General features: G+C 66.5%; 22 protein-coding genes, 1 tRNA gene, 1 other RNA gene, 1 pseudogene and 1 riboswitch. Of the genes and pseudogenes, 14 read left to right on the forward strand and 11 right to left on the reverse strand.

The window, feature by feature from the left end:
• Positions 1-84: 84 nt before the first annotated feature.
• Positions 85-332, reverse strand: a riboswitch (cobalamin riboswitch).
• 154 nt (positions 333-486) lie between these two features.
• From CFB89_RS12745 to CFB89_RS12765, 5 genes are all read left to right on the forward strand, one after another.
• Positions 487-837: an ATPase gene (locus tag CFB89_RS12745; protein ID WP_006478092.1), complete on the forward strand. Its 351-nt coding sequence runs from the start codon at positions 487-489 to the stop codon at positions 835-837.
• A complete protein-coding gene (locus CFB89_RS12750; protein WP_011352906.1) occupies positions 834-1,148 on the forward strand; it encodes a cell division protein ZapA in 315 nt (104 codons plus the stop codon). The genes CFB89_RS12745 and CFB89_RS12750 overlap by 4 nt, the downstream gene beginning before the upstream one ends.
• An 81-nt stretch (positions 1,149-1,229) precedes the next feature.
• Positions 1,230-1,411, forward strand: a non-coding RNA gene (gene ssrS / locus CFB89_RS12755) — 6S RNA.
• Positions 1,412-1,481: 70 nt separating this feature from the next.
• Positions 1,482-1,943: an EVE domain-containing protein gene (locus CFB89_RS12760; protein WP_089468195.1), complete on the forward strand. Its 462-nt coding sequence runs from the start codon at positions 1,482-1,484 to the stop codon at positions 1,941-1,943.
• A 182-nt stretch (positions 1,944-2,125) separates the two neighbouring features.
• Positions 2,126-2,866, forward strand: a complete 741-nt coding sequence (locus CFB89_RS12765) for an SIMPL domain-containing protein (protein ID WP_089468196.1) — start codon at positions 2,126-2,128, stop codon at positions 2,864-2,866.
• Positions 2,867-3,016: 150 nt separating this feature from the next.
• Here CFB89_RS12765 and lgt read toward each other — a convergent pair whose 3' ends face one another.
• Together lgt and CFB89_RS12775 are read right to left on the reverse strand one after the other, a co-directional pair.
• Entirely contained in the window at positions 3,017-3,913 is an 897-nt protein-coding gene (lgt, locus tag CFB89_RS12770; protein ID WP_089468197.1) for a prolipoprotein diacylglyceryl transferase, read from the reverse strand.
• Positions 3,914-4,002: 89 nt separating this feature from the next.
• Positions 4,003-4,908, reverse strand: a pseudogene (locus CFB89_RS12775) (LysR substrate-binding domain-containing protein); the annotation flags it as partial.
• Positions 4,909-5,052: 144 nt separating this feature from the next.
• On the opposite strand from CFB89_RS12775, the gene ilvD reads away from it, so the two are divergent.
• The gene (gene ilvD, locus CFB89_RS12780; RefSeq protein ID WP_089468198.1) at positions 5,053-6,726 is read left to right on the forward strand and encodes a dihydroxy-acid dehydratase; all 1,674 of its coding nucleotides are present in this window, start codon (positions 5,053-5,055) and stop codon (positions 6,724-6,726) included.
• Between the two features lie 125 nt (positions 6,727-6,851).
• On the forward strand, positions 6,852-7,178 hold the full coding sequence (locus CFB89_RS12785) for a c-type cytochrome (RefSeq protein ID WP_089468199.1): 327 nt from the start codon (positions 6,852-6,854) through the stop codon (positions 7,176-7,178).
• A 146-nt stretch (positions 7,179-7,324) separates the two neighbouring features.
• On the opposite strand, the gene CFB89_RS12790 is transcribed toward CFB89_RS12785, so the two are convergent.
• Genes CFB89_RS12790 through CFB89_RS12800 form a run of 3 tightly spaced genes read right to left on the reverse strand, consistent with a single transcriptional unit; the run spans position 7,325 to position 10,065 of the window.
• Positions 7,325-8,077, reverse strand: a complete 753-nt coding sequence (locus tag CFB89_RS12790; protein WP_089468200.1) for a DUF2486 family protein — start codon at positions 8,075-8,077, stop codon at positions 7,325-7,327.
• A gap of 25 nt (positions 8,078-8,102) precedes the next feature.
• Positions 8,103-8,519, reverse strand: coding sequence for a DNA polymerase III subunit chi (locus tag CFB89_RS12795; RefSeq protein ID WP_006484796.1), 417 nt, complete (start codon positions 8,517-8,519; stop codon positions 8,103-8,105).
• A gap of 34 nt (positions 8,520-8,553) precedes the next feature.
• Positions 8,554-10,065 (reverse strand): leucyl aminopeptidase, encoded by a 1,512-nt coding sequence (locus CFB89_RS12800; protein ID WP_089468201.1) that lies wholly within the window; start codon positions 10,063-10,065, stop codon positions 8,554-8,556.
• A 122-nt stretch (positions 10,066-10,187) separates the two neighbouring features.
• Between CFB89_RS12800 and lptF the strand changes: the two genes are divergently transcribed.
• From lptF to CFB89_RS12815, 3 genes are read left to right on the forward strand one after another with little or no spacing between them, the layout of a single operon-like run.
• Complete coding sequence (gene lptF, locus CFB89_RS12805; protein WP_089468202.1) at positions 10,188-11,282, forward strand: LPS export ABC transporter permease LptF; 1,095 nt, start codon at positions 10,188-10,190, stop codon at positions 11,280-11,282.
• A gap of 3 nt (positions 11,283-11,285) precedes the next feature.
• The gene (gene lptG, locus CFB89_RS12810; protein ID WP_089468203.1) at positions 11,286-12,434 is read left to right on the forward strand and encodes an LPS export ABC transporter permease LptG; all 1,149 of its coding nucleotides are present in this window, start codon (positions 11,286-11,288) and stop codon (positions 12,432-12,434) included.
• 27 nt (positions 12,435-12,461) lie between these two features.
• Positions 12,462-12,842 (forward strand): sirohydrochlorin chelatase, encoded by a 381-nt coding sequence (locus CFB89_RS12815; RefSeq protein ID WP_089468204.1) that lies wholly within the window; start codon positions 12,462-12,464, stop codon positions 12,840-12,842.
• An 84-nt stretch (positions 12,843-12,926) separates the two neighbouring features.
• Here the strand turns inward: CFB89_RS12815 and cobA are convergent, their stop codons facing one another.
• The 6 genes from cobA to CFB89_RS12845 all read right to left on the reverse strand — a co-directional run bounded on the left by cobA (position 12,927) and on the right by CFB89_RS12845 (position 19,110).
• Positions 12,927-13,676, reverse strand: coding sequence for a uroporphyrinogen-III C-methyltransferase (cobA, locus tag CFB89_RS12820; protein WP_089468205.1), 750 nt, complete (start codon positions 13,674-13,676; stop codon positions 12,927-12,929).
• A gap of 60 nt (positions 13,677-13,736) precedes the next feature.
• Positions 13,737-15,053, reverse strand: a complete 1,317-nt coding sequence (locus CFB89_RS12825; protein WP_089468206.1) for a sulfate adenylyltransferase subunit 1 — start codon at positions 15,051-15,053, stop codon at positions 13,737-13,739.
• Between the two features lie 22 nt (positions 15,054-15,075).
• Positions 15,076-16,038 (reverse strand): sulfate adenylyltransferase subunit CysD, encoded by a 963-nt coding sequence (gene cysD / locus CFB89_RS12830; protein WP_089468207.1) that lies wholly within the window; start codon positions 16,036-16,038, stop codon positions 15,076-15,078.
• 75 nt (positions 16,039-16,113) lie between these two features.
• Complete coding sequence (locus CFB89_RS12835; RefSeq protein ID WP_089468208.1) at positions 16,114-16,866, reverse strand: phosphoadenylyl-sulfate reductase; 753 nt, start codon at positions 16,864-16,866, stop codon at positions 16,114-16,116.
• Positions 16,863-17,405: a DUF934 domain-containing protein gene (locus tag CFB89_RS12840; protein WP_089468209.1), complete on the reverse strand. Its 543-nt coding sequence runs from the start codon at positions 17,403-17,405 to the stop codon at positions 16,863-16,865. The genes CFB89_RS12835 and CFB89_RS12840 overlap by 4 nt, the downstream gene beginning before the upstream one ends.
• Before the next feature lie 25 nt (positions 17,406-17,430).
• Complete coding sequence (locus CFB89_RS12845) at positions 17,431-19,110, reverse strand: nitrite/sulfite reductase (protein ID WP_089468210.1); 1,680 nt, start codon at positions 19,108-19,110, stop codon at positions 17,431-17,433.
• Positions 19,111-19,324: 214 nt separating this feature from the next.
• On the opposite strand from CFB89_RS12845, the gene CFB89_RS12850 reads away from it, so the two are divergent.
• The 4 genes from CFB89_RS12850 (at position 19,325) to CFB89_RS12865 (ending at position 23,161) form a co-directional block, all read left to right on the forward strand.
• Positions 19,325-20,266, forward strand: a complete 942-nt coding sequence (locus tag CFB89_RS12850) for a CysB family HTH-type transcriptional regulator (RefSeq protein ID WP_006478072.1) — start codon at positions 19,325-19,327, stop codon at positions 20,264-20,266.
• A 151-nt stretch (positions 20,267-20,417) separates the two neighbouring features.
• Positions 20,418-21,593, forward strand: coding sequence for an ABC transporter substrate-binding protein (locus CFB89_RS12855; RefSeq protein ID WP_089468211.1), 1,176 nt, complete (start codon positions 20,418-20,420; stop codon positions 21,591-21,593).
• 96 nt (positions 21,594-21,689) lie between these two features.
• Positions 21,690-21,774, forward strand: a tRNA-Leu gene (locus CFB89_RS12860).
• A 172-nt stretch (positions 21,775-21,946) separates the two neighbouring features.
• Positions 21,947-23,161, forward strand: coding sequence for an integrase arm-type DNA-binding domain-containing protein (locus CFB89_RS12865; protein ID WP_089468212.1), 1,215 nt, complete (start codon positions 21,947-21,949; stop codon positions 23,159-23,161).
• Positions 23,162-23,576: the final 415 nt, after the last annotated feature.

The raw sequence follows: 23,576 nt of genomic DNA on the forward strand, positions 1-23,576 counted from the left end.
GGCGGACGATTGGGGTCGGCATCGAAGAACGTTCCGTGAACATTGCGCGCCCCGCTTCCCCGCAGGCCGCGCGTCATGGAGCCCGTGCGGGCTCCCCGTCTCGGCCGGTATCCGGGCTGGCGGCGGTCCGGCTCGCCTTCCCGCGCAATGATGCGCAGTGGCCCGCGCCCGCGTGCGACCTGCACGCGAAACGCGCCCGAGCCGGCCTGCGTCACGCGACGCGGCCGCTTACCGTTGCGGGGGCAGCGCAGGTTGGCGTGCTCCTCGAGCCCGCACCCTGCTTCCCGTTTAACCGCGCGTCCTGCGCGAGCACCGAGGCGGCGCCAGTTTAGGAGCCGGTCGCGCGAGCGTCAAGGAAGCATCCGGACTCGCGCGGGAAGCGCCGATTCGCGGCAAGAAGCAGGGGTGTTACGACTGGAAACGTTACAGATGTCGGATTGGGCGGTATTCCGCGCTAAAATGCTGGGTCTTTAGAGGACGCAGCAAATGCTCAACGAACTCGAAACCCTGTCTCAAAATATTGGCCGTCTGATTTCGCTGAACAAGCGCTATCACTCGGAACGGCTCGCGCTCGAGGAGCAGGTCGCGCAATTGCGCGCGGAAGCGGACACGGTCCGCGCGGAACTCGCGCAGCTGCGCGACGAACGCAATGCGCTCGCGGCCGAGCGCGACACGTTGTCGGCGAAGATCGACGACGCCCAGGTAAAACTGAACGCGATTCTCGAAAAGCTGCCGCGCTCGAAGAGCGCGGAGCAAGCCGACAACCAGCTCGACCTGCTCGATGCGCAAGCGCGCACGGATGGCGATGATGCGGCCAGCCACGGAGAACATGCATGAGCACCAAGCAGATCGAAGTCTCGATTCTCGGTCAGGCCTATCGGCTCGCCTGTTCGGCCGAGACCGAAGCGGCGCTGCTCGAAGCGGTCGCGCGCGTCGATGCCGAAATGTCGAAAATCCGCTCGAACAGCTCGGTGCGCGGCACCGATCGCATCGCGGTGATGGCGGCACTGTCGCTCGCGTCGGAATTGCTGCGGTTGCAAACGAGCGTGCGGCACGGTGAAGCATTTCCGGCGGAAGAAATCCGTCGTACAATGCACCAGATGAACGAACAACTCGGCGCGGTGCTCGCACAGCACGAGACGCAGTAACGTTTCAAACGATGCGTCGATTCCGCTTGATCTCGACGGTCAACGGTGGTCAAATTGGCGCATCGAAACACAGTTCAGTCAGCTTCCCTGCCTGGTTCGCCAAGGTCATATATTCCTTGAACCAATGCCATGTGCACGGTTGCGGAAATTTGTAGCACGGGCGCGCGCGTCACTCTGTCTGATGTACCCGAAGTGCTGCTAACTGCGACCAATTCTGAACCTCAGGTTCAGGATGCCGGCCTAGCGGCCAAGGCGGGGGCCTATCCAACGGCATCGGGCAACTCCCGGTGCCGTTTTCTTTTGTAGCAGCCTCTTTTTGCGTCGATCACGACCATGCAATACTGGCTGATGAAGTCCGAACCGGACGAAGCAAGCATCGACGATCTCGCCAACGCACCGCAGCGTTCGCTGCCGTGGACCGGCGTGCGCAACTATCAGGCGCGCAATTTCATGCGCGACACGATGAAGATCGGCGACGGCGTGCTGTTCTATCACTCGAGCTGCCCCGAACCGGGCATCGCGGGTCTCGCCGAAGTGTCGTCCACGCCCTACCCCGATCCCACGCAGTTCGATCCGAAAAGCCCCTATTACGACCCGAAATCGACACAGGAAGCGCCACGCTGGCTGCTCGTCGACGTGCGCTTCGTGAAGAAGTCGCCGCTCGTGCCGCTCGCCTCGCTGCGCGAGCACGACGAGCTCGCCGACATGCGCGTGCTCGCCCGCGGCAACCGGCTGTCGATCACGCCCGTCACGCGCGCGGAATGGCGGTTCATCACCGAAAAGTTGATGAAGTAGGCACCGGCCAAAACGTCAAATCTGGTCAGTACGCACGGTCGTCACGGAACTCGCGATGCTTTCGCGCGGCCTAAGCAACCGCTGTCGGCCGATCGGGCCGGCTGTCGTTTTTTTCGTCGCGCGGTACGCCCGCGTCGCGCACGCGTGATCCGCGTGCGCGCCCTCGCACAAGGAGTCCAACAATGACCAAGAAATCCGCTCTCGCGCTGTCGCTCGCCCTCGCCGCCGCCGTTCCCGTCGCGCTGACGCTCGCGTCGCCCGCCGCGCACGCCCAGGCCGCGAACCCGCACTTTCCGGAGCCGGCCGGCGTGCTGTCGCTTTCGTCGCAGGCCAGCGCCGACGTGCCGCAGGACATCATCCACATCACGCTGTTCTACGAGCAGCAGGCCAAGGACCCGGGCAGTCTCACCGCGCAGTTGAACCAGCGCGCGGATGCGGCGCTGTCGCAGGCGAAGGGCGTGTCGGGCGTCACCGCGCACACGGGCGCGTTCTCGGTGTATCCGAGCACCGATCGCGACGGCAAGATCTCCGCATGGCGCGGCCGCACCGAAGTCGCGCTCGAATCGCGCGATTTCGCCGCGGCATCGAAGCTGGCAGGCCAGTTGTCGAACCTGATGCAAGTCGCGAACGTCGAGTTCTCGCTGTCGCCGGAAGCCCAGCGCACGGCCGAGCAGAAGCTCACGACCGAAGCGATCAAGTCGTTCCGCGCCCGCGCGGACGAAGCCGCGAAGGCGTTCGGCTACAACAGCTACACGATCCGCGACGTGAACGTCGGCAGCGGCCGCAACGTGCAGCCGTACCCGCGCATGATGGCGATGGCCGCGGCGCCGATGGACAGCGCGAAGATGAGCGCGCCGATCGCGGTCGAAGGCGGCAAGGCCACCGTGTCGGTCACCGTCAACGGCTCCGTGCAGATGAAGTAACGCGCATCGCGCCGTTGTCGGAAACGCAAAACGCCGGCCCTCGGGCCGGCGTTTTTCATGTGCATCCGGGTAGCCGATGCGCACGCCGGTCGCGCGTGCATCGATACCGCGTCATGCAGCCACCTCATGCGGCCACCTCATGCGTCCACTTCAAGCAGCCGCATTCGCATTCGCCGCGCGGCGGCGATACGCCCACACCATCAGCGCGATACCCGCGACGATCATCGGCAGCGACAGCCACTGCCCCATCGACAGGCCGAGCGCGAGCAGGCCGAGGAAGTCGTCGGGCTCGCGCGCGAACTCGACCGTGAAACGCGCGAGGCCATAACCGATCAGGAACAGCGCGGATATCGCGCCCATCGGCCGCGGCTTGCGCGCGAACAGGAACAGCACGAAGAACAGCGCGATCCCCTCGAGCGCGATTTCATAGAGCTGCGAAGGATGGCGCGGCAGCATCTGGTATTGCATGAACACGTCGGCGAGATGCCACCTCTCGACAAGCTCGGGATGTTTCGGCAGCCATGCCGCGTCGTCGCGCATCGCGCCGGGGAACAGCATCGCCCACGGCGCCGTCGGATCGGTCACGCGGCCCCACAGCTCGCCGTTGATGAAATTGCCGAGCCGCCCGGCCGCGAGCCCCGTCGGCACCATCGGCGCGACGAAATCGGTGACCTGCAGCCAGTGCCGCTTGCGCTGCCACGCGAACAGCACCATCGCGAGCGTCACGCCGAGGAAGCCGCCGTGAAACGACATGCCGCCTTCCCACACCTTGAACACGTCGAGCGGATGCGAGAAGTAGAAATCGGCCTTGTAGAACAGCACGTAGCCGAGCCGGCCGCCGAGCACGGTGCCGAGCACGCCGTAGAACATCATGTCGTCGATGTCCTTTGCGGTCCAGCCCTGCGCGGCGACGTGCGGCAGCTTCAGGCGGATGCGACCGACGACGATCGCCGCGATGAAGCCGACGAGATACATGAGGCCGTACCAGCGCACGGCCAGCGGCCCGAGATGGATCGCAACGGGGTCGAAATTCGGGTGAATGATCATGGGTTAGCGAAGAAGTTTTCGAATACGGTACGGCCATCGCACAGATGCAGGACCGCGCATTGGACGGCGACCGCGCGCCATCGTTCACGTCACGCGGCCGGACCGTGCGCACGCACGACGTCGATGAAGCCGGCGAGCACGGGACTCACGTCGCCGCTGCGCCACGCGAGGCCCGTCTCGACGACCGGCGCGTGACCGGCCAGCGGCCGGTAGACCACGCCGGTGCGCCGCAGGTTACGCAGCGATTGCGGCACCCGTGCGACGCCCATGCCGGCCGACACGAGGCTGACGATCGTCTGCATCTGGATCGCCTCCTGGCCGATGCGCGGGGTTTCCCCCGCCGCGCCGTAGCAGCCCGTAATGATGTCATAAAAGCCGGGCGCCAAACGGCGCGGAAAGATCACGAGCGGCAACGCGGCGACGTCGGCAAGCTGCACCGGCTCGTCCTCGGGCGCGTCGGACGTCCCGGCCGGCATCGCGATCACCAGCGGCTCGCGCACCACCGGCAGGTACGACAGCCCGGCCGCGTGGCGCGGCGGCACGGGCGGAATCACGAGCCCCGCGTCGATGCGCCCCGCGACGAGTTCGTCGATCTGCACGTCGCTCGTCGCCTCCGCGAGCTGCAGCCGCACCTGCGGATAGCGCGCGCCGAACGCACGCAGCAACGACGGCAGCAGCCCGTAATCGGCGGTCGACACGAACGCGAGCGACAGCGAGCCGGCCTCGCCGCGCGCGAGCCGGCGCGCCAGCGGCGGCAGCGCATCGGCCGACGCCAGCAGCCGGCGCACTTGCGGCAGCAGCGCCGCGCCGACCGCCGTCAGCGCGACCGAGCGCTTGGTCCGCACGAACAGCGCGACGCCGAGCGCGTCCTCGAGCGCGCGGATCGCCTGCGACAGCGGCGGCTGCGTCATCGACAGGCGCTCGGCCGCGCGGCCGAAATGGCGCTCGTCGGCGACGGTCGCGAAATAGCGCCACTGGCGGAGGTCGGGGGTGGGTCGGCCATGCTCGACTCATTCGAAAAACGACTTAATGTACGACAAATAATATATTGGACATCCCAGAACGGAAACTCCATGCTTGATCGACCCACCCGGCGCACCGGTCGCGCCGGCGTCGCCACAACAACGATGGAGCTCCCCATGTCGTACAACCGCCGCTCTAAAAACATCACGCAAGGCGTGGCCCGTTCGCCGAACCGCTCGATGTATTACGCCCTCGGCTACCAGAAGGACGATTTCGACAAGCCGATGATCGGCATCGCGAACGGCCATTCGACGATCACGCCGTGCAATTCCGGCCTGCAGCGGCTGTCGGACGCGGCGGTCGCGTCAGTGAAGGCGGCCGGCGCGAACCCGCAGATCTTCGGCACGCCGACGATTTCGGACGGCATGTCGATGGGCACCGAAGGGATGAAGTACTCGCTCGTGTCGCGCGAAGTGATCGCCGACTGCATCGAAACCTGCGTGCAGGGCCAGTGGATGGACGGCGTGGTGGTGGTCGGCGGCTGCGACAAGAACATGCCGGGCGGCATGATCGCGCTCGCGCGCCTGAACGTGCCGGGCATCTACGTGTACGGCGGCACGATCCGCCCGGGCAACTGGAAAGGCCGCGACCTGACGATCGTGTCGTCGTTCGAGGCCGTCGGCGAATTCACCGCGGGCCGGATGTCGCAGGAGGATTTCGAAGGCGTCGAGAAAAACGCGTGCCCGACGTCGGGTTCGTGCGGCGGCATGTACACCGCGAACACGATGAGCTCGTCGTTCGAGGCGCTCGGGATGTCGCTGCTGTATTCGTCGACGATGGCGAACCCCGACCAGGAGAAGGTCGATTCGGCCGCCGAATCGGCGCGCGTGCTGGTCGAGGCCGTGAAACGCGACCTGAAGCCGCGCGACATCATCACGAAGGAATCGATCGAGAACGCGGTGTCGGTGATCATGGCCACCGGCGGCTCGACCAATGCGGTGCTGCACTATCTCGCGATCGCGCACGCGGCCGAGGTCGACTGGACGATCGACGACTTCGAGCGCATCCGCAAACGCGTGCCGGTGATCTGCGACCTGAAGCCGTCGGGGAAGTACGTCGCGACCGACCTGCATCGGGCCGGCGGGATTCCGCAGGTGCTGAAGATCCTGCTCGACGCGGGGCTGCTGCATGGCGACTGCATGACGATCACCGGCCGCACGATCGCCGACGAGCTGAAGGACGTGCCGACCGTGCCGCGCGCGGATCAGGACGTGATCTTCCCGATCGACCGCGCGCTGTACAAGGAAGGCCATCTCGCGATCCTGAAGGGCAATCTCGCGGAAGACGGCGCGGTCGCGAAGATCACCGGCCTGAAGAACCCGGTGATCACGGGCCCGGCGCGCGTGTTCGACGACGAGCAGAGCGCGATGGACGCGATCCTCGGCGACCGGATCCGCGCGGGCGACATCCTCGTGCTGCGCTACCTCGGGCCGAAGGGCGGCCCCGGCATGCCGGAAATGCTCGCGCCGACCTCCGCGATCATCGGCAAGGGGCTCGGCGAATCGGTCGGCTTCGTCACGGACGGCCGCTTCTCCGGCGGCACCTGGGGCATGGTGGTCGGCCACGTCGCGCCGGAGGCGTTCGTCGGCGGCACGATCGCCCTGGTGCAGGAAGGCGATTCGATCACGATCGACGCGCACCGGCTGCTGCTGCAACTGAACGTCGACGACGCCGAACTCGCGCGCCGCCGCGCCGCATGGCAGCAGCCCGCGCCGCGCTATACGCGCGGCGTGCTCGCGAAATTCGCGGCGCTCGCGCGGCCGGCGAACCAGGGGGCGGTCACGGGTTGATGTAAAGGCAGCAGGACAGGCGACCCCGACAAACGGGCCGCCGGGGAACGCGCAAAACGCGCTTTCCCTTTGCTTCTATAATGCGCGGACCATGAAGCCGGCCGTCCCCGCCGGCGGAGAACCGCATGAAACAGACGATATTGCGCGTGCTGCTCGCGACGCTGCTGACCGGTAGCGCGGCGGCGGCGCGCGCCGACCAGGCTGACGGGCTCGCGCTCGCGCAGCGCAAGAACTGCATGGCCTGCCATGCGATCGGCAAGCCGCTGATGGGTCCGTCGTTCCACGACATCGCCGGCAAGTACGCGACGCGCAACGACGCCGCCGATTATCTTGCGCAATCGATCGTGAAAGGCAGCGTCGGCGTATGGGGCAGCGTGCCGATGCCCGCCAATACGCAACTGACGGGCACCGAAGCGCGCACGCTCGCGCAGTGGGTGCTGTCGGTTCGCTGAATCGGCTACCCGCGCGACGCACCGACGCCGTGTGCAGCGCGTGGCAGTTGGCAATCCCGTCCCCCCGACCGGCGGCGCATCACCGCCGGCCTCGCAGGCCCTGAGCGGGCCGCACCTTCTTCTTCACCGCCGCGAACGATTGCCGTTCAGCCGGAATGACCGGCGCGACGGCGGGCGATCTCTTCATCGACCGCATCGCGCACCCAGTCCATCACCTCGGTTTCCAGCGCGAGTGCGACTTCGCGCGTGACCTGGCCGACCAGCCAGGCCGAATGCTCGTGCAACGCATCGCGACAACGCGCTTCGATGGCCTCGCGCCCCGGCCCGGTCAGATAGGTCGTCAGGCGATTGCGAAGCCGTTCGGCGATGTGCTGCGCGTCCTCCGGCGTCAGCGCGGCCGCGGCCTGCGCATCCGGCTGCGGCGCGGCGCTGGTCAGACCTGGTTCCGGCATCGCCGTGTCGGGCGCGTGTGCGGCCGCGTCGCGCGCAATCGCGGCGAACGTGTACTGCGGCAACTCATCGTCGACCAGCGACGTGCGCAGCGGCGCCGTCATCGCCGCCGCCTCTTCGGCGACCACGTGCTCCGCTGCGCCGGGTTCGGCCGGCGCGTCGGTCTCACCCGCGGCGGCCGTCGCCACGTCGCCCGGCAGTTCGACGGCCGGCACGTGCGGCGTCGGCACAGGCTCGACCACGACGGAATCGGGGTCGGCTTCGGTTTGATGGAATTCGCCCGGCGCGGCAGCGGCGGCCGCCGGTGCGATCACGTCGGTGAGCACCGGAATCGTCGCGTCGTCGTGCGGCCCGGGGGCGACGGACGCGGGCGAGCGCGCCGGCACCGGCTTGCCGGGCACCAGCACGTCGGTCAACGTCGGGATCGAGGATGAATCGGCTTCTGTCACGGGAACACTCCGTCGACGGTTGCGGCTAGCCGCCCTGCTTGTAGTTGTTCAGCGCGTAGCCGCGATCGCGGTAAAACCGGTAGCGGTCGCGGCCCGCGGCCAGCTCGTCCGGCGCGTTGCCGACCACTTCGAGCAGGCGCTCGAAGCGGGCGAATTGCGCGGGCACGGTCGCGCCGAGGTTCAGCAGCACGTGATGATGCGGCGCGCGGTCGAGATCGGCGGCCAGCACGATCGGCGTGCCGGCTGCGTGCTCGCTGTCGACGCCGCAATGCGGGATGAAATCGAGCGGCGAGAACGTCCAGAGCCGCTCGTCGAGCGCGCGCAGGCGCGCGGGCTCGGCGAGCACGACGACCGGCTGCCCGGCCTGATAGGCCTTGCGCAGCAGCCGGCACGCGTATGCGAGCGAATCGCCGACGTTCGAGTGAAAATCGATCCGCGTCATTGCCCGCGCACCCGCAGCGTCGTCCGCCCCGCCATCACTGGCCGGCGCGGTCGATCAGGAACTGCGCGAGCAGCGGCACCGGACGGCCCGTCGCGCCCTTCGCGGCACCGCCCTTCCACGCGGTGCCCGCGATGTCGAGGTGGGCCCACGGATAGCTCTCGGTGAAGCGCGACAGGAAGCACGCGGCCGTCACGGCGCCGGCCGGACGCCCGCCGATGTTCGCGAGATCCGCGAAATTCGACTTCAGCTGATCCTGGTACTCGTCGTCGAGCGGCATGCGCCATGCCGGGTCGTTCGCTTCGCGCGACGCGTCGAGCAGCTCGCCCGCGAGCGCGTCGTTCGTCGAGAACAGCCCGCTGTTGTGGCCGCCCAGCGCGATCACGCACGCGCCCGTCAGCGTCGCGACGTCGATCACGGCGGCCGGCTTGAAGCGCTCGGCATACGTGAGCGCGTCGCACAGGATCAGGCGGCCTTCGGCGTCGGTGTTCAGCACCTCGATCGTCAGGCCCTTCATGCTGGTGACGATGTCGCCCGGCTTCGTCGCGTTGCCGCCCGGCATGTTCTCGCAGGTCGGCACGATCGCGACGACGTTGATCTTGAGGCCCATCTCGGCGACCGCACGCATCGTGCCGAGCACGGAGCCCGCGCCGCACATGTCGTACTTCATCTCGTCCATGCCCTCGCCCGGCTTCAGCGAGATGCCGCCCGTATCGAACGTGATGCCCTTGCCGACCAGCACGACCGGCGCGGCCTTCGCGGCGGCGCCCTGGTAGTGGAGCACGATGAACTGCGGCGGCTCGACCGACGCGCGCGCGACGGACAGGAACGACCCCATCTTCAGCGCCTGGATCTGCTTGAGCCCGAGCACTTCGGCCTTCAGGCCCCAATCCTTCGCGATCTTCTTCGCGGTGTTGCCGAGGTAGGTCGGCGTGCACACGTTGCCCGGCAGGTTGCCGAGGTCGCGGGTGAGATCCATCCCGTTCGCGAGCGCGACGGCCTGCTTGATCGCGACCTTCGCGGCCTTTTCGTCGGCCGGGTCGACGCTGAACACGACGCGCTTGAGCGTGTGCGACGCCGGTTCCGGCTTGCTCTTCATCTGCGTGAAACGGTAGGTCTCGTTGCGCAGCGCGAGGATCGCGGCGCGCACGCCCCAGTCGGAGCTGCGCTCGTCGACCGGCAGTTGCGCGAGCGAGAACGTGACCTGGACGACCTTGGTCGCCAGCAGCGCGCGCCACGCGGCCGTCACCGCGTCGTTATAGGCTTTCTGATTGAAAGCATCCTGCTTGCCGAGCCCGACGAGCAGCACGCGCGACGCACCGATGCCCGATACTTCGTGCAGGAACAGCGTCTTGCCGCGCTTGCCGTCCATGTCGCCGGCCTTCACCACGCGCGAGATCAGCCCCTTGGTGGCCGTGTCGATGTCGAGCGCCGCGCCCGACAGGGTCTGCGCCTCGAAGATGCCGAGCACGATGCAGTCGGACTTCCCGGTCAGGAACCCCTTGGCTTCGCCTTTGCTCCAATCACAGCCTTTTATGCTAAAGTCCATCGCGCTTGTCCTCGGATAAAATCTGGGCTAAGGATGAAAGCCGCAATTATCCGCTATTTTTCCCGTGGCGGCGCGAGCGCTCCACCACGCGTGCGCAGCCTCCCGCCCTCTTCTCATCAAGAATGATCTTCGAACGCTCCCTCCAGCGCGAGCTTGCGTATACGGCTGGCGCCGTGTTCATGGTGCTGCTCACGATCATGCTCACGACGATGATGATTCGCATCGTCGGCTACGCCGCGTCCGGCGAAATCGATCCGCGGGACGTGCTCGTGCTGATCGGCCTGACCGTGATCGGCTACCTCGCCGTGATGCTCGTCGTCACGCTGTTCGTGTCGATCCTGTTCGTGCTGACCCGGTGGTACCGGGATTCCGAAATGGTGGTGTGGCTCGCGTCGGGCGTGAGCCTCACGCGCCTCATCAAGCCGATCGGCGTGTTCGCCGCGCCGATCATCCTGTTGATCGCCTTCTTCGCGTTCGTCGGCTGGCCGTGGTCGAACCAGCAGAGCAAGATGATCAAGGCACGCTTCCAGCAGCGCGACGAAATCTCCTTGCTCGCGCCCGGCCAGTTCCGCGAATCGGCCGCGAACCATCGCGTGTTCTTCATCGAGAAGATGTCGCCCGACCAGAGCAAGGTGCAGAACGTCTTCGTCACGTCGACGGAAAACGGCAAGGTCAACGTGGTCGTGTCGCAAACCGGCCATACGGAAACCTCGAAGGACGGCGATCGGTTCGTCGTCCTCGAAAACGGCCGCCGCTACGACGGCACGCCCGGCCAGCCGAACTTCAAGATCATGGAGTTCGAGCGCTACGGCGTGAAGATCACGAGCAAGCCGGTCGTCAACGTGCAGACCACCAACAGCACGCCCACGCCGGACCTGTTGCGCAACCCGACGCGCGACAACCTCGCGGAATTCGCGTGGCGCGCGGGGCTGCCGCTGATCGCGCTGAACCTGATGGTGCTCGGCATCCCGCTCGCGTACCAGAACCCGCGCCGCAGCCGCACGATCAATCTCGTGATGGCGGTGCTGATCTACCTCACGTACTCGAACCTGCTGAACGTCGTCCAGGCGCAGATCGAGCAGGGCAAGATGTCGTTCGGCGTCGGTCTCATCGGCCTGCACCTGCTCGTCGCGGCGATCGTCGCGTTCATTTTCTGGTTGCGTGTGCGCAATCGTCCGTTGTTGACACGCGCGCTGTTCGGCCGCTCGGGAGCATGATCGATGCGGCTCTATGAAAAATACTTCGCGCGGCAGATCTACGTCACGTTCATCTTCATCCTGTTCGCGTTCTCGGGCCTGTTCTTCTTCTTCGACCTGATCAGCGAACTGAACTCGGTCGGGCACGGCAACTACAAGTTCGGCTACGCGGTGCTGCGCGTCGCGCTGCAGACGCCGTCGCGCTTCTACGAGATCATCCCGGTCGCCGCGCTGATCAGCGCGATCTACGTGTTCGCGCAGATGGCCGCGAACTCGGAATTCACGATCTTCCGCGTGTCGGGCCTCGCGACCAACCAGGCGCTGCGCTCGCTGCTGAAGATCGGCGTGCCGCTCGTGATCGTCACCTACCTGATCGGCGAATTCGTCGGCCCGTACGCCGACCAGTTGTCCGAACGCGTGCGGTTGCAGGCGCTCGGCGCATCGGTGTCGTCGAACTTCCAGTCGGGCGTGTGGGTGAAGGACACGCTCGCGGCCCGCGAGAACGGCGAGCAGGTCACGCGCTTCGTCAACGTCGGCAGCCTGTCGCCCGACTCGACGATCAGCAACGTGCGCATCTACGAATTCGACTCGAAATTCCAGCTGCAGAACGTGCGGATCGCGCAGACGGGCCGCTACGAGCCGCCCGGCCACTGGTTGCTGAAGGGCGTCACCGAAACGGAGTTGACGCCGATCAAGCCGATCACCGGCCAGCCGGCCGACGCGCTGAACCCCGTGTACCGGTCGCAGCAGGTGTCGCTGCCCGAATACCGGCTGCGCTCCGACCTGACGCCGCAGATCCTGTCGGTGCTGCTCGTGTCGCCGGAGCGCATGTCGATCATCAACCTGTTCCGCTACATCCAGCACCTGCGCGAGAACCAGCAGGACACGCAGCGCTACGACATCGCGCTGTGGCGCAAGCTGCTGTACCCGTTCGCGGTGTTCGTGATGCTCGTGCTGTCGCTGCCGTTCGCGTACCTGCACACGCGGGCCGGCGTGGTCGGCGTGAAGGTGTTCGGCGGCATCATGCTCGGCATGAGCTTCCAGCTGCTCAACACGCTGTTCTCGCACATCGGCACGCTGAACACGTGGCCCGCGCCGCTCACCGCGGCGACGCCGGGCCTCATCTATCTCGCGCTCGGCCTGTTCGCGCTCAAGTGGGTCGACCGGCACTGAGCGCCGCGTCGCGACGGAGGCTTCGACATGCATTCGCACGGTATCGTCCTGTTCGGCCACGGCGCGCGCGATCCGCGCTGGGCCGAGCCGTTCGAGCGGCTCGCCGCGCGGCTGCGCGGCGCCTCCCCGGCCGCGCAGGTGTCGCTCGCGTTCCTCGAACTGATGACGCCGTCGCTCGCTGACGCCGTGGCCGCGCAAGTCGCGGCCGGCTGCGCGCGCATCACCGTGGTGCCCGTGTTCTTCGGCCAGGGCGGCCATGTCCGCCGCGACCTGCCGCAGCTCGTCGACGCATGCCGCGCCGCGCATCCGGGCGTCGAGATCCGCTGCGCGACGGCCGTCGGGGAAGACGACGGCGTGTTGGACGCGGTCGCGCGCTATTGCGTCGACCAGCTCGGCGACGACGCGTAGCCGCCCACGCATTCGTCGTCCCCAACGAAAAAGCGCCGGCATCTGCCAGCGCTTTTTTCGTTGGGGACCGCGTTCGAGCCGTGCTCAGGCGGCATTGCGGATTGGATCGCCCGCCTGCGCCTGCCGTGCGCGTTCGGCGAACGCATCGCCGATCATCAGCAAGCTCGGCTCCGCGGGATCGAGCCACGCCTGCCCATCGCCGGCCGCCATCTGCGCGAGCGTCAACGTCAGCGTGCGTTCGCGCGCGGTGCTGCAGGCCTCGACGATCGCCACCGGCGTCGCCGGCGCACGGCCGGCGTCGATCAATTCCTGCGCGATGCCGGGCGCGCTGTCGCGGCCCATGTAGTAGACGATCGAATCGGCGCGCGCGGCTTCGCGGATCTCGTCGCTGCCCGGTGCCCGGCTGTGCGTCGCAAAGGCCACGCTGCGCGATACGCCGCGCAACGTCAGCGAACGCTTGAGCGTCGCCGCGCCGGCCAGCGCCGCGGTGATGCCCGGCACGACCTCGTAGTCGATGCCGGCCGACTCCAGCGCGCGCATTTCCTCTTCCGCGCGGCCGAACAGCATCGGATCGCCGCCCTTCAGCCGCACGACGCATGCATGCTCGCGCGCCGCATCGACGATCTGCTTGTTGATGAAATGCTGCGCGGTCGAACGCTGCCCACAGCGCTTGCCAACCGCGATCTTCCGCGCGTTCGGCGCATAGTCGAGCATCGCGGGCTCGACGAGCGCATCGTGCAGCACGACGTCAGCCTGCTCGAGCAGCCGCATGCCGCGCACCGTGATGAGGTCCGCGGCGCCCGGCCCTGCGCCGATCAGATATACCTTGCCCATATGTGTCGCTTCGCTAGGGTCCTGCCGCGGCGGCCGGTTCGCCGCCGCGCGGATTGACGATTACGCCGAGAACGCGCGGATCATGCCCGCGGCGACCGTGTGATGCGTCGCCTCGTCGATCAGCACGAACGCGCCCGTACCGGGGTGCGCATCGTAGGTGTCGCAGACGATCGGCTTTTGCAGCGTCAGCGCCACGCGGCCGATGTCGTTCATCTTCAGTTCCTGACGGTCGGTCGCGTGCGACAGCGTATGCACGTCGAGCACCTGCTTGACCGCGCCGATCTTCGCGAACACCGTGCTGGTGGTCTGCTTCAGCAGGTACTTGCGCTGCTGCGACAGCGGCGCGTCGTCGAACCAGCACAGGTCGGCCTCCAGCTTCTTGGCCGGCTCGACCGGCTCGGCGGTCGTGACGAACATGTCGCCGCGCGACACGTCGACGTCCTCTGCGAGACGAATCGTCACCGTCTGGCCCGCGAACGCGTGCGCGACCGACGCGGTGCCGCCCGGCACCGGCGCGACGATCTCGGCGACCGTCGCGGTGCGGTTCGACGGCAGCACGACGATCGCGTCGCCGACCTTCACTTCGCCCGACTCGATCCGGCCCATGTAGCCGCGGAAATCGTCGGCCGAGCTGCCGTCCTGCCGCGCGACCCACTGCACCGGGAAGCGCAGCGCGTCATGCGCCTGCGTCTCGACCGGCAGCGACTCGAGCACGTCGAGCAGCGGCTCGCCCGCATACCACGGCATGCGCTCGCTCGCGCCGACGATGTTGTCGCCCTTGAGCGCCGACACCGGCACGAAGCGCACGTCGGTCAGGCCGAGCTGCTTCGCGAGCGCGACGTACGCGTCGCGGATCTCGTTGAAGCGCGCCTCGCTGTAATCGACGAGGTCCATCTTGTTGATCGCGACGATCACGTGCTGCAGCCCGAGCAGCTTGACGATCGCGCTGTGGCGCTTGGTCTGCGGCAGCAGTTGCACGACGCCGTTCTCGACCGTGATGCGCGTCGCGTCGATCAGCACGATCGCCGCGTGCGCGGTCGACGCGCCCGTCACCATGTTGCGCGTGTACTGCTCGTGGCCCGGCGTGTCGGCGATGATGAACTTGCGCTTCGCGGTCGCGAAGTAGCGATACGCGACGTCGATCGTGATGCCCTGCTCGCGCTCGGCTTCGAGGCCGTCCGTCAGCAGCGCGAGATCGAGCTCGTCGCCGACCGTGCGCTTGTTCTTCGCGCGCGACAGCGCGGACAGCTGGTCGGACAGCACGGCCTTGCTGTCGTACAGCAGGCGGCCGATCAGCGTGCTCTTGCCGTCGTCGACGCTGCCCGCGGTGATGAAACGCAACACGCCGAGGTCTTCGGTGTTCTCGATGATGCTCATGATGTGAATGTCCTCGTGTGCTTCAGAAATAACCTTGCTTCTTGCGCTGTTCCATCGCGGCTTCCGATGCCTGGTCGTCCATCCGGGTCGCGCCGCGCTCGGTGATCTCGGTCACCGCCGTCTCGGCGATGATCTTCTCGACGTCGTCCGCGTCGCTCTCGACCGGGCACGTGCAGCTGATGTCGCCGACCGTGCGGAAGCGCACCTGCGCGAGCTCGCTCGTCTCGCCGTCACGCATCGGCGTGAGCGGCGTGACCGGCACCAGCAGCCCGTTGCGGCGCACGATCTCGCGCTGATGCGCGTAGTAGATCGATGGCAGTTCGAGGTTCTCGCGCGCGATGTACTGCCACACGTCGAGCTCGGTCCAGTTCGAGATCGGGAACACGCGCAGATGCTCGCCGTTGTGCAGGCGGGCGTTGTACAGGCTCCACAGTTCCGGGCGCTGCGCCTTCGGATCCCACTGGCCGAATTCGTCGCGGAACGAGAAGATGCGCTCCTTCGCGCGCGCCTTCTCTTCGTCGCGGCGCGCGCCGCCGATCAGCGCCGTATAGCCGTGCTGCTCGATCGTTTCCAGCAGCGTGACGGCCTGCGCGGCGTTGCGCGAATCGGTTTCGCGGCGCAACACGACCGTGCCGCGCTTGATCGAATCCTCGACGTGGCCGACCACCAGCTCGGCGCCCAGCTCCTGCGCACGGCGATCGCGGAAGTCGATCACTTCCTCGTAGTTGTGGCCCGTGTCGATATGCACGAGCGGGAACGGCAGCGTCGTCTTGCGGTTCGGGCCGAGGCCGAATGCCTTCAGCGCCAGATGCAGCACGACGACCGAATCCTTGCCGCCCGAGAACAACAGCGCCGGCTTGCTGCATTCGGCAACGAGTTCGCGCAGGATGTGGATCGACTCGGCTTCGAGCCAGTCGAGGTGGCCCATGCGGCTCTCGGCGCCGGTGGGCGGGGCAAAGGCGGATTGCTCGAGCGTCGTGCTCATGATTTCAGTCCTTCTCTTCTGGGTTCGTGCCGCCCGCTGTCGCAGGCGGCGCAATATTCGGTTTCTTGTCGGCTTTCAGTGCGCGGCGCCGGATTCGGCGTTCGCGGGAATCGGCGTGATCGTCGTGATGTGCAGCCCGCATTCCTTCGTGTCGCGCGATTCCCACCACCAGCGGCCCGCGCGGCTGTCCTCGCCGGGACGGATCGCGCGCGTGCACGGCTCGCAGCCGATGCTCGGATAGCCGCGCGCATGCAGCGGGTTGACCGGCACGTCGAACGCTTCAAGGTACGCCCATACGTCGGCTTCCGTCCAGTCGGCGAGCGGGTTGTACTTCGCGATTCCGCGCGCGTCGTCCTGTTCTTCCTCGTGCAGCTCCGCGCGCGTGACCGACTGCTCGCGGCGCTGGCCCGTCACCCACGCGCCGACGTCCGCCAGCGCGCGGTTCAGCGGCTCGACCTTGCGGATGTGGCAGCACGACTTGCGCAGCTCGACGCTCTCGTAGAACGCGTTCAGGCCGTGCTCGGCCACATACTGGTCGACCGCGTCCTGCCGCGGATGGAACTGCTCGATCTCGTAGCCGTAGCGTTCGCGCACGCGGTCGATCATGCCGAGCGTTTCCGCGTGCAGGCGGCCCGTGTTCAGCGAGAAGATGCCGATCGACACGCCCTTCGACAGGATCGCGTGCGTGAGCAGCATGTCTTCCGCGGCGAGGCTGCTCGCGAATTTCACCTTGTCGTGACGCTCGGCGATCCGCGCGAGCAGCGCGTCGAGGCGCTCGACCTTCGCGGCGAGTTCCGGCGTCAGCGCGGTGGCGGTCGCGGTGCTCATGCGCTCACCTTCGTGTCGGCCGCAGCCGCGCGGCGGCGGAACAGCGGCACCGGCTCGTCGAACGCGCCCTGGTAACGCTGCGTGAATTCCGTGAATGCGTTCAACGCGTCGTGGATGTCCTTGTCGGCGCGCACCGCGAATGCGTCGAAGCCGCAACGCGACATGTACAGCAACTGGTCGCGCAGCACGTCGCCGATCGCGCGCAGCTCGCCGGTCCAGCCATGACGTTCGCGCAGCAGGCGCGCGATGCTGTAGCCGCGACCGTCCGCGAAGCGCGGGAAGTCGACCGCGATCAGCGAGATCGCGCCGAAGTCGGCCACCAGATCGGCCGGCTCGCTGTCCGGCGCGAGCCACACGCCGAGTTCGTCCTTCGTCTTCGCGGCGACGAGCGCCGCGCGCTCGGCCTGCCACCACGCGAACGGCACCAGCACCTTGCCGGCCGGCAATGCGTCGACCGCGGGCAGCGCACCGTCTTCCGCCGCGCGCACGACCTGCCATGCGTCGTCGATCACTGCGCGGTTCTTGATAATCGAAGCCATCTGCAAATTCCCTCTACCCGGTTGGTTACGCGTTCACTGCCTGGCGCGCCGCATACACGCGCTCCTTGAACGGCGCGATGCCGATGCGATCGTACGTGTCGATGAAGCGCTCGCCGTCGATGCGCGCCTCGACGAACGTATCGATCAGCTTCGCGATCACGTCCGGCACTTCTTCCGCGGAGAACGACGGCCCGATCACGCGGCCGAGGCGCGCGCCGTTGCGGCCCGTGCCCTGCTCGCCGCCGAGCGACACCTGGTACCACTCGGCGCCGTCCTTGTCGACGCCGAGGATGCCGATGTTGCCGACGTGATGGTGACCGCACGAGTTCATGCAACCGGAAATGTTCAGCGACAGTTCGCCGAGGTCGTACACGTAGTCGAGATCGTCGAAACGCTGCTGGATCGCCAGCGCGATCGGGATCGACTTCGCGTTCGCGAGCGAGCAGAAGTCGCCGCCCGGGCACGCGATGATGTCGGTCAGGAGGCCCACGTTCGGCGTCGCGAAACCGGCCGCCTTCGCCTTTTCCCACAGCGCGAACAGGTCGCGCTTCTTCACGTTCGCGAGAATCAGGTTCTGCTCGTGCGACACGCGCAGCTCGCCGAACGAGTACGCGTCGGCCCAGTCGGCGACCAGCTCCATCTGCGCGTCGGTCGCGTCGCCCGGCGCCACGCGGTGATCCTTCAGCGACAGCGTGACGGCCGCATAGCCCGGCACCTTGTGCGGCGCGACGTTACGCTCGACCCAGCGCGCGAACGCCTTGTTCTCGAGCAGATGCTGTTCGAACGACGCGTCGGTGTCGGCCAGCTTCTCGTAGACGGGCGGCTGGAAATACTGCGACACGCGGTCGATTTCGGCCTGCGTGAGCGTCGAAGGGCCGTCCTTCAGGTGCTGCCACTCCTCCTCGACCTGCTGCGCGAACTTCGCCGGCGACAGCGCCTTCACGAGGATCTTGATCCGCGCCTTGTACAGGTTGTCGCGGCGGCCGTAGCGGTTGTACACGCGCAGCACGGCTTCGCAGTACGTGAGCAGGTGCTGCCACGGCAGGTCTTCCTTGATCACCGCGCCGACGATCGGCGTGCGGCCGAGGCCGCCGCCCGCGAGGATGCTCGCGACCACCTCGCCCTGCGCGTTCTTCTTCAGGTACACGCCGAGGTCGTGGATCTGCACGGCCGCGCGGTCGTGCTTCGAGCCCGACACCGCGATCTTGAACTTGCGCGGCAGCCACGCGAATTCGGGATGAAACGTCGACCACTGGCGCAGGATTTCCGACCACGGGCGCGGATCGATCTCTTCGTCCTGCGCGACGCCGGCGAACTGGTCGGCCGTGATGTTGCGGATGCAGTTGCCCGACGTCTGGATCCCATGCATCTGCACCGACGCGAGCTTCGCGAGGATCTCGGGCGTGTCTTCGAGCTCGATCCAGTTGAACTGGATGTTCGAGCGCGTCGAGAAGTGGCCGTAGCCGCGGTCGTGTTCGCGGGCGATGCGGGCCAGCATCCGGAGCTGGTCGCTGCGCAGGTTGCCGTACGGAATCGCGATGCGGTGCATGTACGCGTGACGCTGCATGTACAGGCCGTTCTGCAGACGCAGCGGACGGAATTCGTCTTCGCTCAACTCGCCCGACAGCCGGCGGCGCACCTGATCGCGGTACTGCGCGACTCGTTCGTCGACGATCGTCTGGTCGTATTGGTCGTACTGATACATTCGGGGACCCCAGGGTTTTCGTGGTGACCGCGCGACGTCCTAGCCACGTCGCGCCCGAATCTCCGTTCCGTCGTCACCGCCGCCAACCGCGGCCGGCTGGATTGCTAATGACGAAAACAGATATCCATATTTGAAAAACTCCGGTGAATCGTAATAAACTCGCCTTATATTTCAAACGACTAAAAAATTCTGTTGATATGCGGAAGGGTTATAAATGAACCTGCACCAATTTCGCTTCGTGCGCGAGGCCGTCCGGCAGAATTTCAACCTCACCGAGGCCGCCAAGGCGCTCTACACGTCGCAACCGGGGGTGTCGAAGGCGATCATCGAGCTCGAGGACGAGCTGGGCGTCGAGATCTTCACGCGGCACGGCAAGCGCGTGCGCTCGCTCACCGAGCCGGGCCGGATCATCCTCGCGTCGGTCGAGCGGATTCTCCAGGAAGTGGAAAGCCTTAAAAGGGTCGGAAAAGATTATGCGGCCCAGGACCAGGGCAACCTGACCATCGCGGCCACCCACACGCAGGCCCGCTACTCGCTGCCGGCCGCGATCGCCGAGTTCAAGAAGCGCTTCCCGAAGGTGCACCTGTCGATCCTGCAAGGCAGCCCGACGCAGGTGGCCGAGATGGTGATCCACGATCAGGCCGATCTCGCGATCGCGACCGAGGCGATCTCCGACTACAAGGAACTCGTGTCGCTGCCCTGCTTCCAGTGGCATCACGCGGCCGTCGTGCCGGCCGACCATCCGCTGCTCGAACGCAAGCCGGTCACGCTCGACGATCTCGCCCAATACCCGCTGATCACGTACGACGACGCGTTCGCGGGCCGCAAGAAGATCAACCATGCGTTCGCGCTGCGCGGGCTGTCGCCGGACATCGTGCTCGAGGCGATCGACGCCGACGTGATCAAGACCTATGTCGAACTCGGCCTCGGCGTCGGCATCATGGCCGACATCGCGTTCAATCCCGAGCGCGATCGCGGCCTGCGGCTGATTCCGGTCGGCCACCTGTTCGGCAGCAACGTGACGCGTGTCGCGCTCAAGCAAGGCGCCTACCTGCGCAGCTATGTGTATACGCTCGTCGAACTGCTGTCGCCGACGCTGAACCGCAAGCTGATCGAGCAGGCGCTCAAGGGCGAAGCCGAATCGTACGAGCTGTAAGCGCTCCCGGGCCTGCCGCTTCGCGCCAGGCCTCCGGGGCGATCGAGAAAACCCGGGACGGCCCGGCGTTTTCCCGAGCCCGCGTGTATGAACACTGTGAACACTGGGGCGCCTGTCGCGCCCCGTTTTGTTGCCAGACGGAGATTCCCGCATGACGCTTCCCGCCCTGCCACGGCTGCCCGCCTCGTTGCGCCGCGCCGCCGGCGCCGTCCTCGTGCTGGCCTGCGCGGCCGCGCATGCCGACCTGAAGGTCGGCGTCGACCTGTCGTCGACCGGCCCGGCCGCCGCGATCGGCATCACGAGCAAGAACGCGATCCTGATGTGGCCGAAGACGATCGCCGGGCAACCCGTGCAGGTCACGGTGCTCGACGACGCGTCCGACCCGGGCGCCGCGGTGCGCAACATCCGCAAGCTGGTCGACGAGGACCACGTCGACGTCGTGGTCGGCCCGAACATCACGCCGGCCGCGCTCGCGGCGCTCGACGCGGTAGCCGCCGCGCAGACGCCGATGATCACGCTGGTCGGCTCGGGCTCGATCGTCGAGCCGCAGGAAGGCGCGCGAACCTGGGCCTTCAAGATGGCGCAGAGCGACCGCGCGATGGCCGACGTGATGACCCGCTACATGGCGAACCACGGCGTGAAGACGGTCGGCTTCATCGGCTTCGCGGACAGCTATGGCGACAGCTGGCTGAACGAATTCACGCGCTTCGCCGACCTGCGCAAGATCCGCGTGATCGCGACCGAGCGCTTCAACCGCACCGATGCAAGTGTCACGGGCCAGGCGCTGAAGCTGATCGCGGCGAAGCCCGACGCGATCCTGATCGCGGGCGCCGGTACGCCGACCGTGCTGCCGCAGCGCACGCTGATCGAGCGCGGCTACAAGGGCCCGATCTACCAGACGCACGGGATCGCGACGCCGGAATTCATCAAGCTCGGCGGCAAGGACGTCGACGGGACGCTGTTCCCGACCCAGCCGGTGGTCGTCGCGCGCACGCTGCCGGCCGACCACCCGGCCCGCCAGGCCGCGCTCGCGTTCGTCGATGCGTACGAGGCGAAGTACGGCGCCGGCACGGTCACGCAGTTCGCGGGCGATGCAGCGGGTGTGTATCCGCGCCTGGCCGATGCGGTCGGCCGTGCGCTGAAGGTCGCGCAGCCCGGCACGCCGGCCTTCCGGGCCGCGTTGCGGCGCGAACTCGAACGCGCGCACGAGCTCGTCGTGCCGAACGGCGTCGTCAATACCAGCGACAAGGATCACGTGGGGCTCGATCAGCGCGCGAGCGTGATGGGGATCGTGAAACAGGGGCGGTTCGTCTATCTGAGCCAGTAGCAGACGCGGCCGGTCGCCGGGCTGCTTGCCCGGTGCTCGGTTTTCCGCCATAATCCGCGTTTCGCCGCGCACCATCGCATGCGCGGCCAGGATCAAGCCCAGGTGGTGAAATTGGTAGACGCAGGGGACTCAAAATCCCCCGCCGCAAGGCGTGCCGGTTCGATTCCGGCCCTGGGCACCATGACATAGTTCCGGGAAGCTTCCGGAAGTCCCGAAACCCGCGACAGCACAAGGCTTCGCGGGTTTTTTCATTCCGGCAAAGTGCCGTTTAGTGCGTAGACAGCCGGGGGCAAGCGGGGGCAACATTGGGGGCAACCGATCCGAAGTTGCCTTACCCGTCAGGAGTTGCCCCCGTGCCATTAACCGATACAGCCATCCGGAACGCCAAGCCAGCCGACAAGCCCGTGCGCCTGTTCGACGGAGGCGGCCTCTATCTGGAAATCGCCCCGAGCGGGGGCAAGTGGTGGCGCCTCAAATACCGATTTGGGGGCAAGGAAAAGCGCTACTCGCTCGGCGTCTACCCGGAAGTTACATTGGCGACCGCACGGAAGAAGCGCGACGAAGCCCGTGAAAAGCTTGCTGCCGGCATCGATCCGGGTGAAGCGAAGAAGGCGGAAAAAAGAGCCAGCCTGCTCGCGGCCGCCCATTCGTTTGAGGTTGTCGCCCGTGGCTGGATGGCCGAGCGCAAGACGACCGTGGAGCCAGCGCAGCATGCCAAGACGCTCGCCCGCATGGAGAACGATGTATTCCCATGGCTCGGCAAGCGCCCTATCGCTGAAATCGACGCCCCGGAGATACTGGTTGTACTGAAGCGCGTAGACGGGCGCGGAGCGAGATTTACCGCCCATCGCATCCGCAGCGAGATAAGCCGGGTATTCCGCTACGGCATCAAAGAGGGGCACTGCAAGGCCGATCCGGCCCGCGATCTGGTAGATGCAATCCCGCCCGCGCAGACAACACACTTTGCCTCAATCACTGAGCCGGAGAAAGTGGGCGAGATGCTTCGCGCGTTCGACGGCTTCACGGGCACGTTCCCGGTTCTCTGCGCGCTCAAGCTAGCCCCCATGCTGTTCGTTAGGCCGGGCGAGTTGCGGAAGGCAGAATGGGCGCAATTTGACCTCGACAAAGGCGAATGGCGCTATTTCGTCAACAAAACGAAAACGGATCACCTTGTTCCGCTGGCCGCGCAGGCTGTCACGATTTTGCGCGAGCTTCACGCCCTGACTGGCGAAGGCGTCTACGTGTTCCCCGGTGCTCGCGACCGAAATCGGCCGATGAGCGAGGCCGCTATCAATGCAGCCCTTCGTCGGCTCGGCTACGACACTCGCACCGAGATTACCGGTCACGGCTTCCGGGCAATGGCACGGACGATCCTGCATGAAGAGTTGGAGGAAAAGCCGGAAGTGATCGAGCACCAACTAGCGCATACGGTCCCTGACAGCCTTGGGCGGGCGTACAACCGAACAAAGTTCATCAAGGCACGACGCTCGATGATGCAACAGTGGGCGGACTACCTCGACAAGCTCAAAGCCGGGGCGGAAATCATTCCGATCGCGGCTGCAAGATAGACCCGTGCCGCCACACGTATGACCCCCTTGCTGCGCACCTCCCACCGATTTTTCAGAGTTGGCACTGCACTGCCGGCTCCCTGCATTTCGGTATGAGTATGACCCCCCTTAGGCGCGCCGAGAGTAGGAAAAACACGCGGGTGTGAGCCCCCGCGTCTTTGCCCTAGACGCAGGGTCCCCCGCTTTCTGGCCGCCCCGACACTTGCGGCCGGCGCAACAATGCCCGATCGGGGCGTATCTCGGACACCCCCCTCGAAAACACGTCTCTGATGCCCGTCAAATCCCGGAGAGCCGCGCCCCGTCTAGCTTCACGGTCGATGCAGACGGTCGACGTCTGTCCGCTCACTGCAAAACGAGTTGGAGATTTGGAGATAAACGCTTGAATCGGCCGCAAAGCCTTATGGGGTAAGGCTTC

The organism is Burkholderia sp. AU16741 (assembly GCF_002223345.1).
Taxonomy (GTDB): domain Bacteria; phylum Pseudomonadota; class Gammaproteobacteria; order Burkholderiales; family Burkholderiaceae; genus Burkholderia; species Burkholderia sola.

What these genes read in the sequence shown, in the direction of transcription:
- CFB89_RS12745 (WP_006478092.1), top strand. Translation starts at nt 487, where the DNA reads ATGCTCAACGAACTCGAAACCCTGTCTCAAAATATTGGCCGTCTGATT.
- CFB89_RS12750 (WP_011352906.1), top strand. Translation starts at nt 834, where the DNA reads ATGAGCACCAAGCAGATCGAAGTCTCGATTCTCGGTCAGGCCTATCGG.
- CFB89_RS12760 (WP_089468195.1), top strand. Translation starts at nt 1,482, where the DNA reads ATGCAATACTGGCTGATGAAGTCCGAACCGGACGAAGCAAGCATCGAC.
- CFB89_RS12765 (WP_089468196.1), top strand. Translation starts at nt 2,126, where the DNA reads ATGACCAAGAAATCCGCTCTCGCGCTGTCGCTCGCCCTCGCCGCCGCC.
- lgt (WP_089468197.1), bottom strand. Translation starts at nt 3,913, where the DNA reads ATGATCATTCACCCGAATTTCGACCCCGTTGCGATCCATCTCGGGCCG.
- ilvD (WP_089468198.1), top strand. Translation starts at nt 5,053, where the DNA reads ATGTCGTACAACCGCCGCTCTAAAAACATCACGCAAGGCGTGGCCCGT.
- CFB89_RS12785 (WP_089468199.1), top strand. Translation starts at nt 6,852, where the DNA reads ATGAAACAGACGATATTGCGCGTGCTGCTCGCGACGCTGCTGACCGGT.
- CFB89_RS12795 (WP_006484796.1), bottom strand. Translation starts at nt 8,519, where the DNA reads ATGACGCGGATCGATTTTCACTCGAACGTCGGCGATTCGCTCGCATAC.
- CFB89_RS12800 (WP_089468201.1), bottom strand. Translation starts at nt 10,065, where the DNA reads ATGGACTTTAGCATAAAAGGCTGTGATTGGAGCAAAGGCGAAGCCAAG.
- lptF (WP_089468202.1), top strand. Translation starts at nt 10,188, where the DNA reads ATGATCTTCGAACGCTCCCTCCAGCGCGAGCTTGCGTATACGGCTGGC.
- lptG (WP_089468203.1), top strand. Translation starts at nt 11,286, where the DNA reads ATGCGGCTCTATGAAAAATACTTCGCGCGGCAGATCTACGTCACGTTC.
- CFB89_RS12815 (WP_089468204.1), top strand. Translation starts at nt 12,462, where the DNA reads ATGCATTCGCACGGTATCGTCCTGTTCGGCCACGGCGCGCGCGATCCG.
- cobA (WP_089468205.1), bottom strand. Translation starts at nt 13,676, where the DNA reads ATGGGCAAGGTATATCTGATCGGCGCAGGGCCGGGCGCCGCGGACCTC.
- CFB89_RS12825 (WP_089468206.1), bottom strand. Translation starts at nt 15,053, where the DNA reads ATGAGCATCATCGAGAACACCGAAGACCTCGGCGTGTTGCGTTTCATC.
- cysD (WP_089468207.1), bottom strand. Translation starts at nt 16,038, where the DNA reads ATGAGCACGACGCTCGAGCAATCCGCCTTTGCCCCGCCCACCGGCGCC.
- CFB89_RS12835 (WP_089468208.1), bottom strand. Translation starts at nt 16,866, where the DNA reads ATGAGCACCGCGACCGCCACCGCGCTGACGCCGGAACTCGCCGCGAAG.
- CFB89_RS12840 (WP_089468209.1), bottom strand. Translation starts at nt 17,405, where the DNA reads ATGGCTTCGATTATCAAGAACCGCGCAGTGATCGACGACGCATGGCAG.
- CFB89_RS12845 (WP_089468210.1), bottom strand. Translation starts at nt 19,110, where the DNA reads ATGTATCAGTACGACCAATACGACCAGACGATCGTCGACGAACGAGTC.
- CFB89_RS12850 (WP_006478072.1), top strand. Translation starts at nt 19,325, where the DNA reads ATGAACCTGCACCAATTTCGCTTCGTGCGCGAGGCCGTCCGGCAGAAT.
- CFB89_RS12855 (WP_089468211.1), top strand. Translation starts at nt 20,418, where the DNA reads ATGACGCTTCCCGCCCTGCCACGGCTGCCCGCCTCGTTGCGCCGCGCC.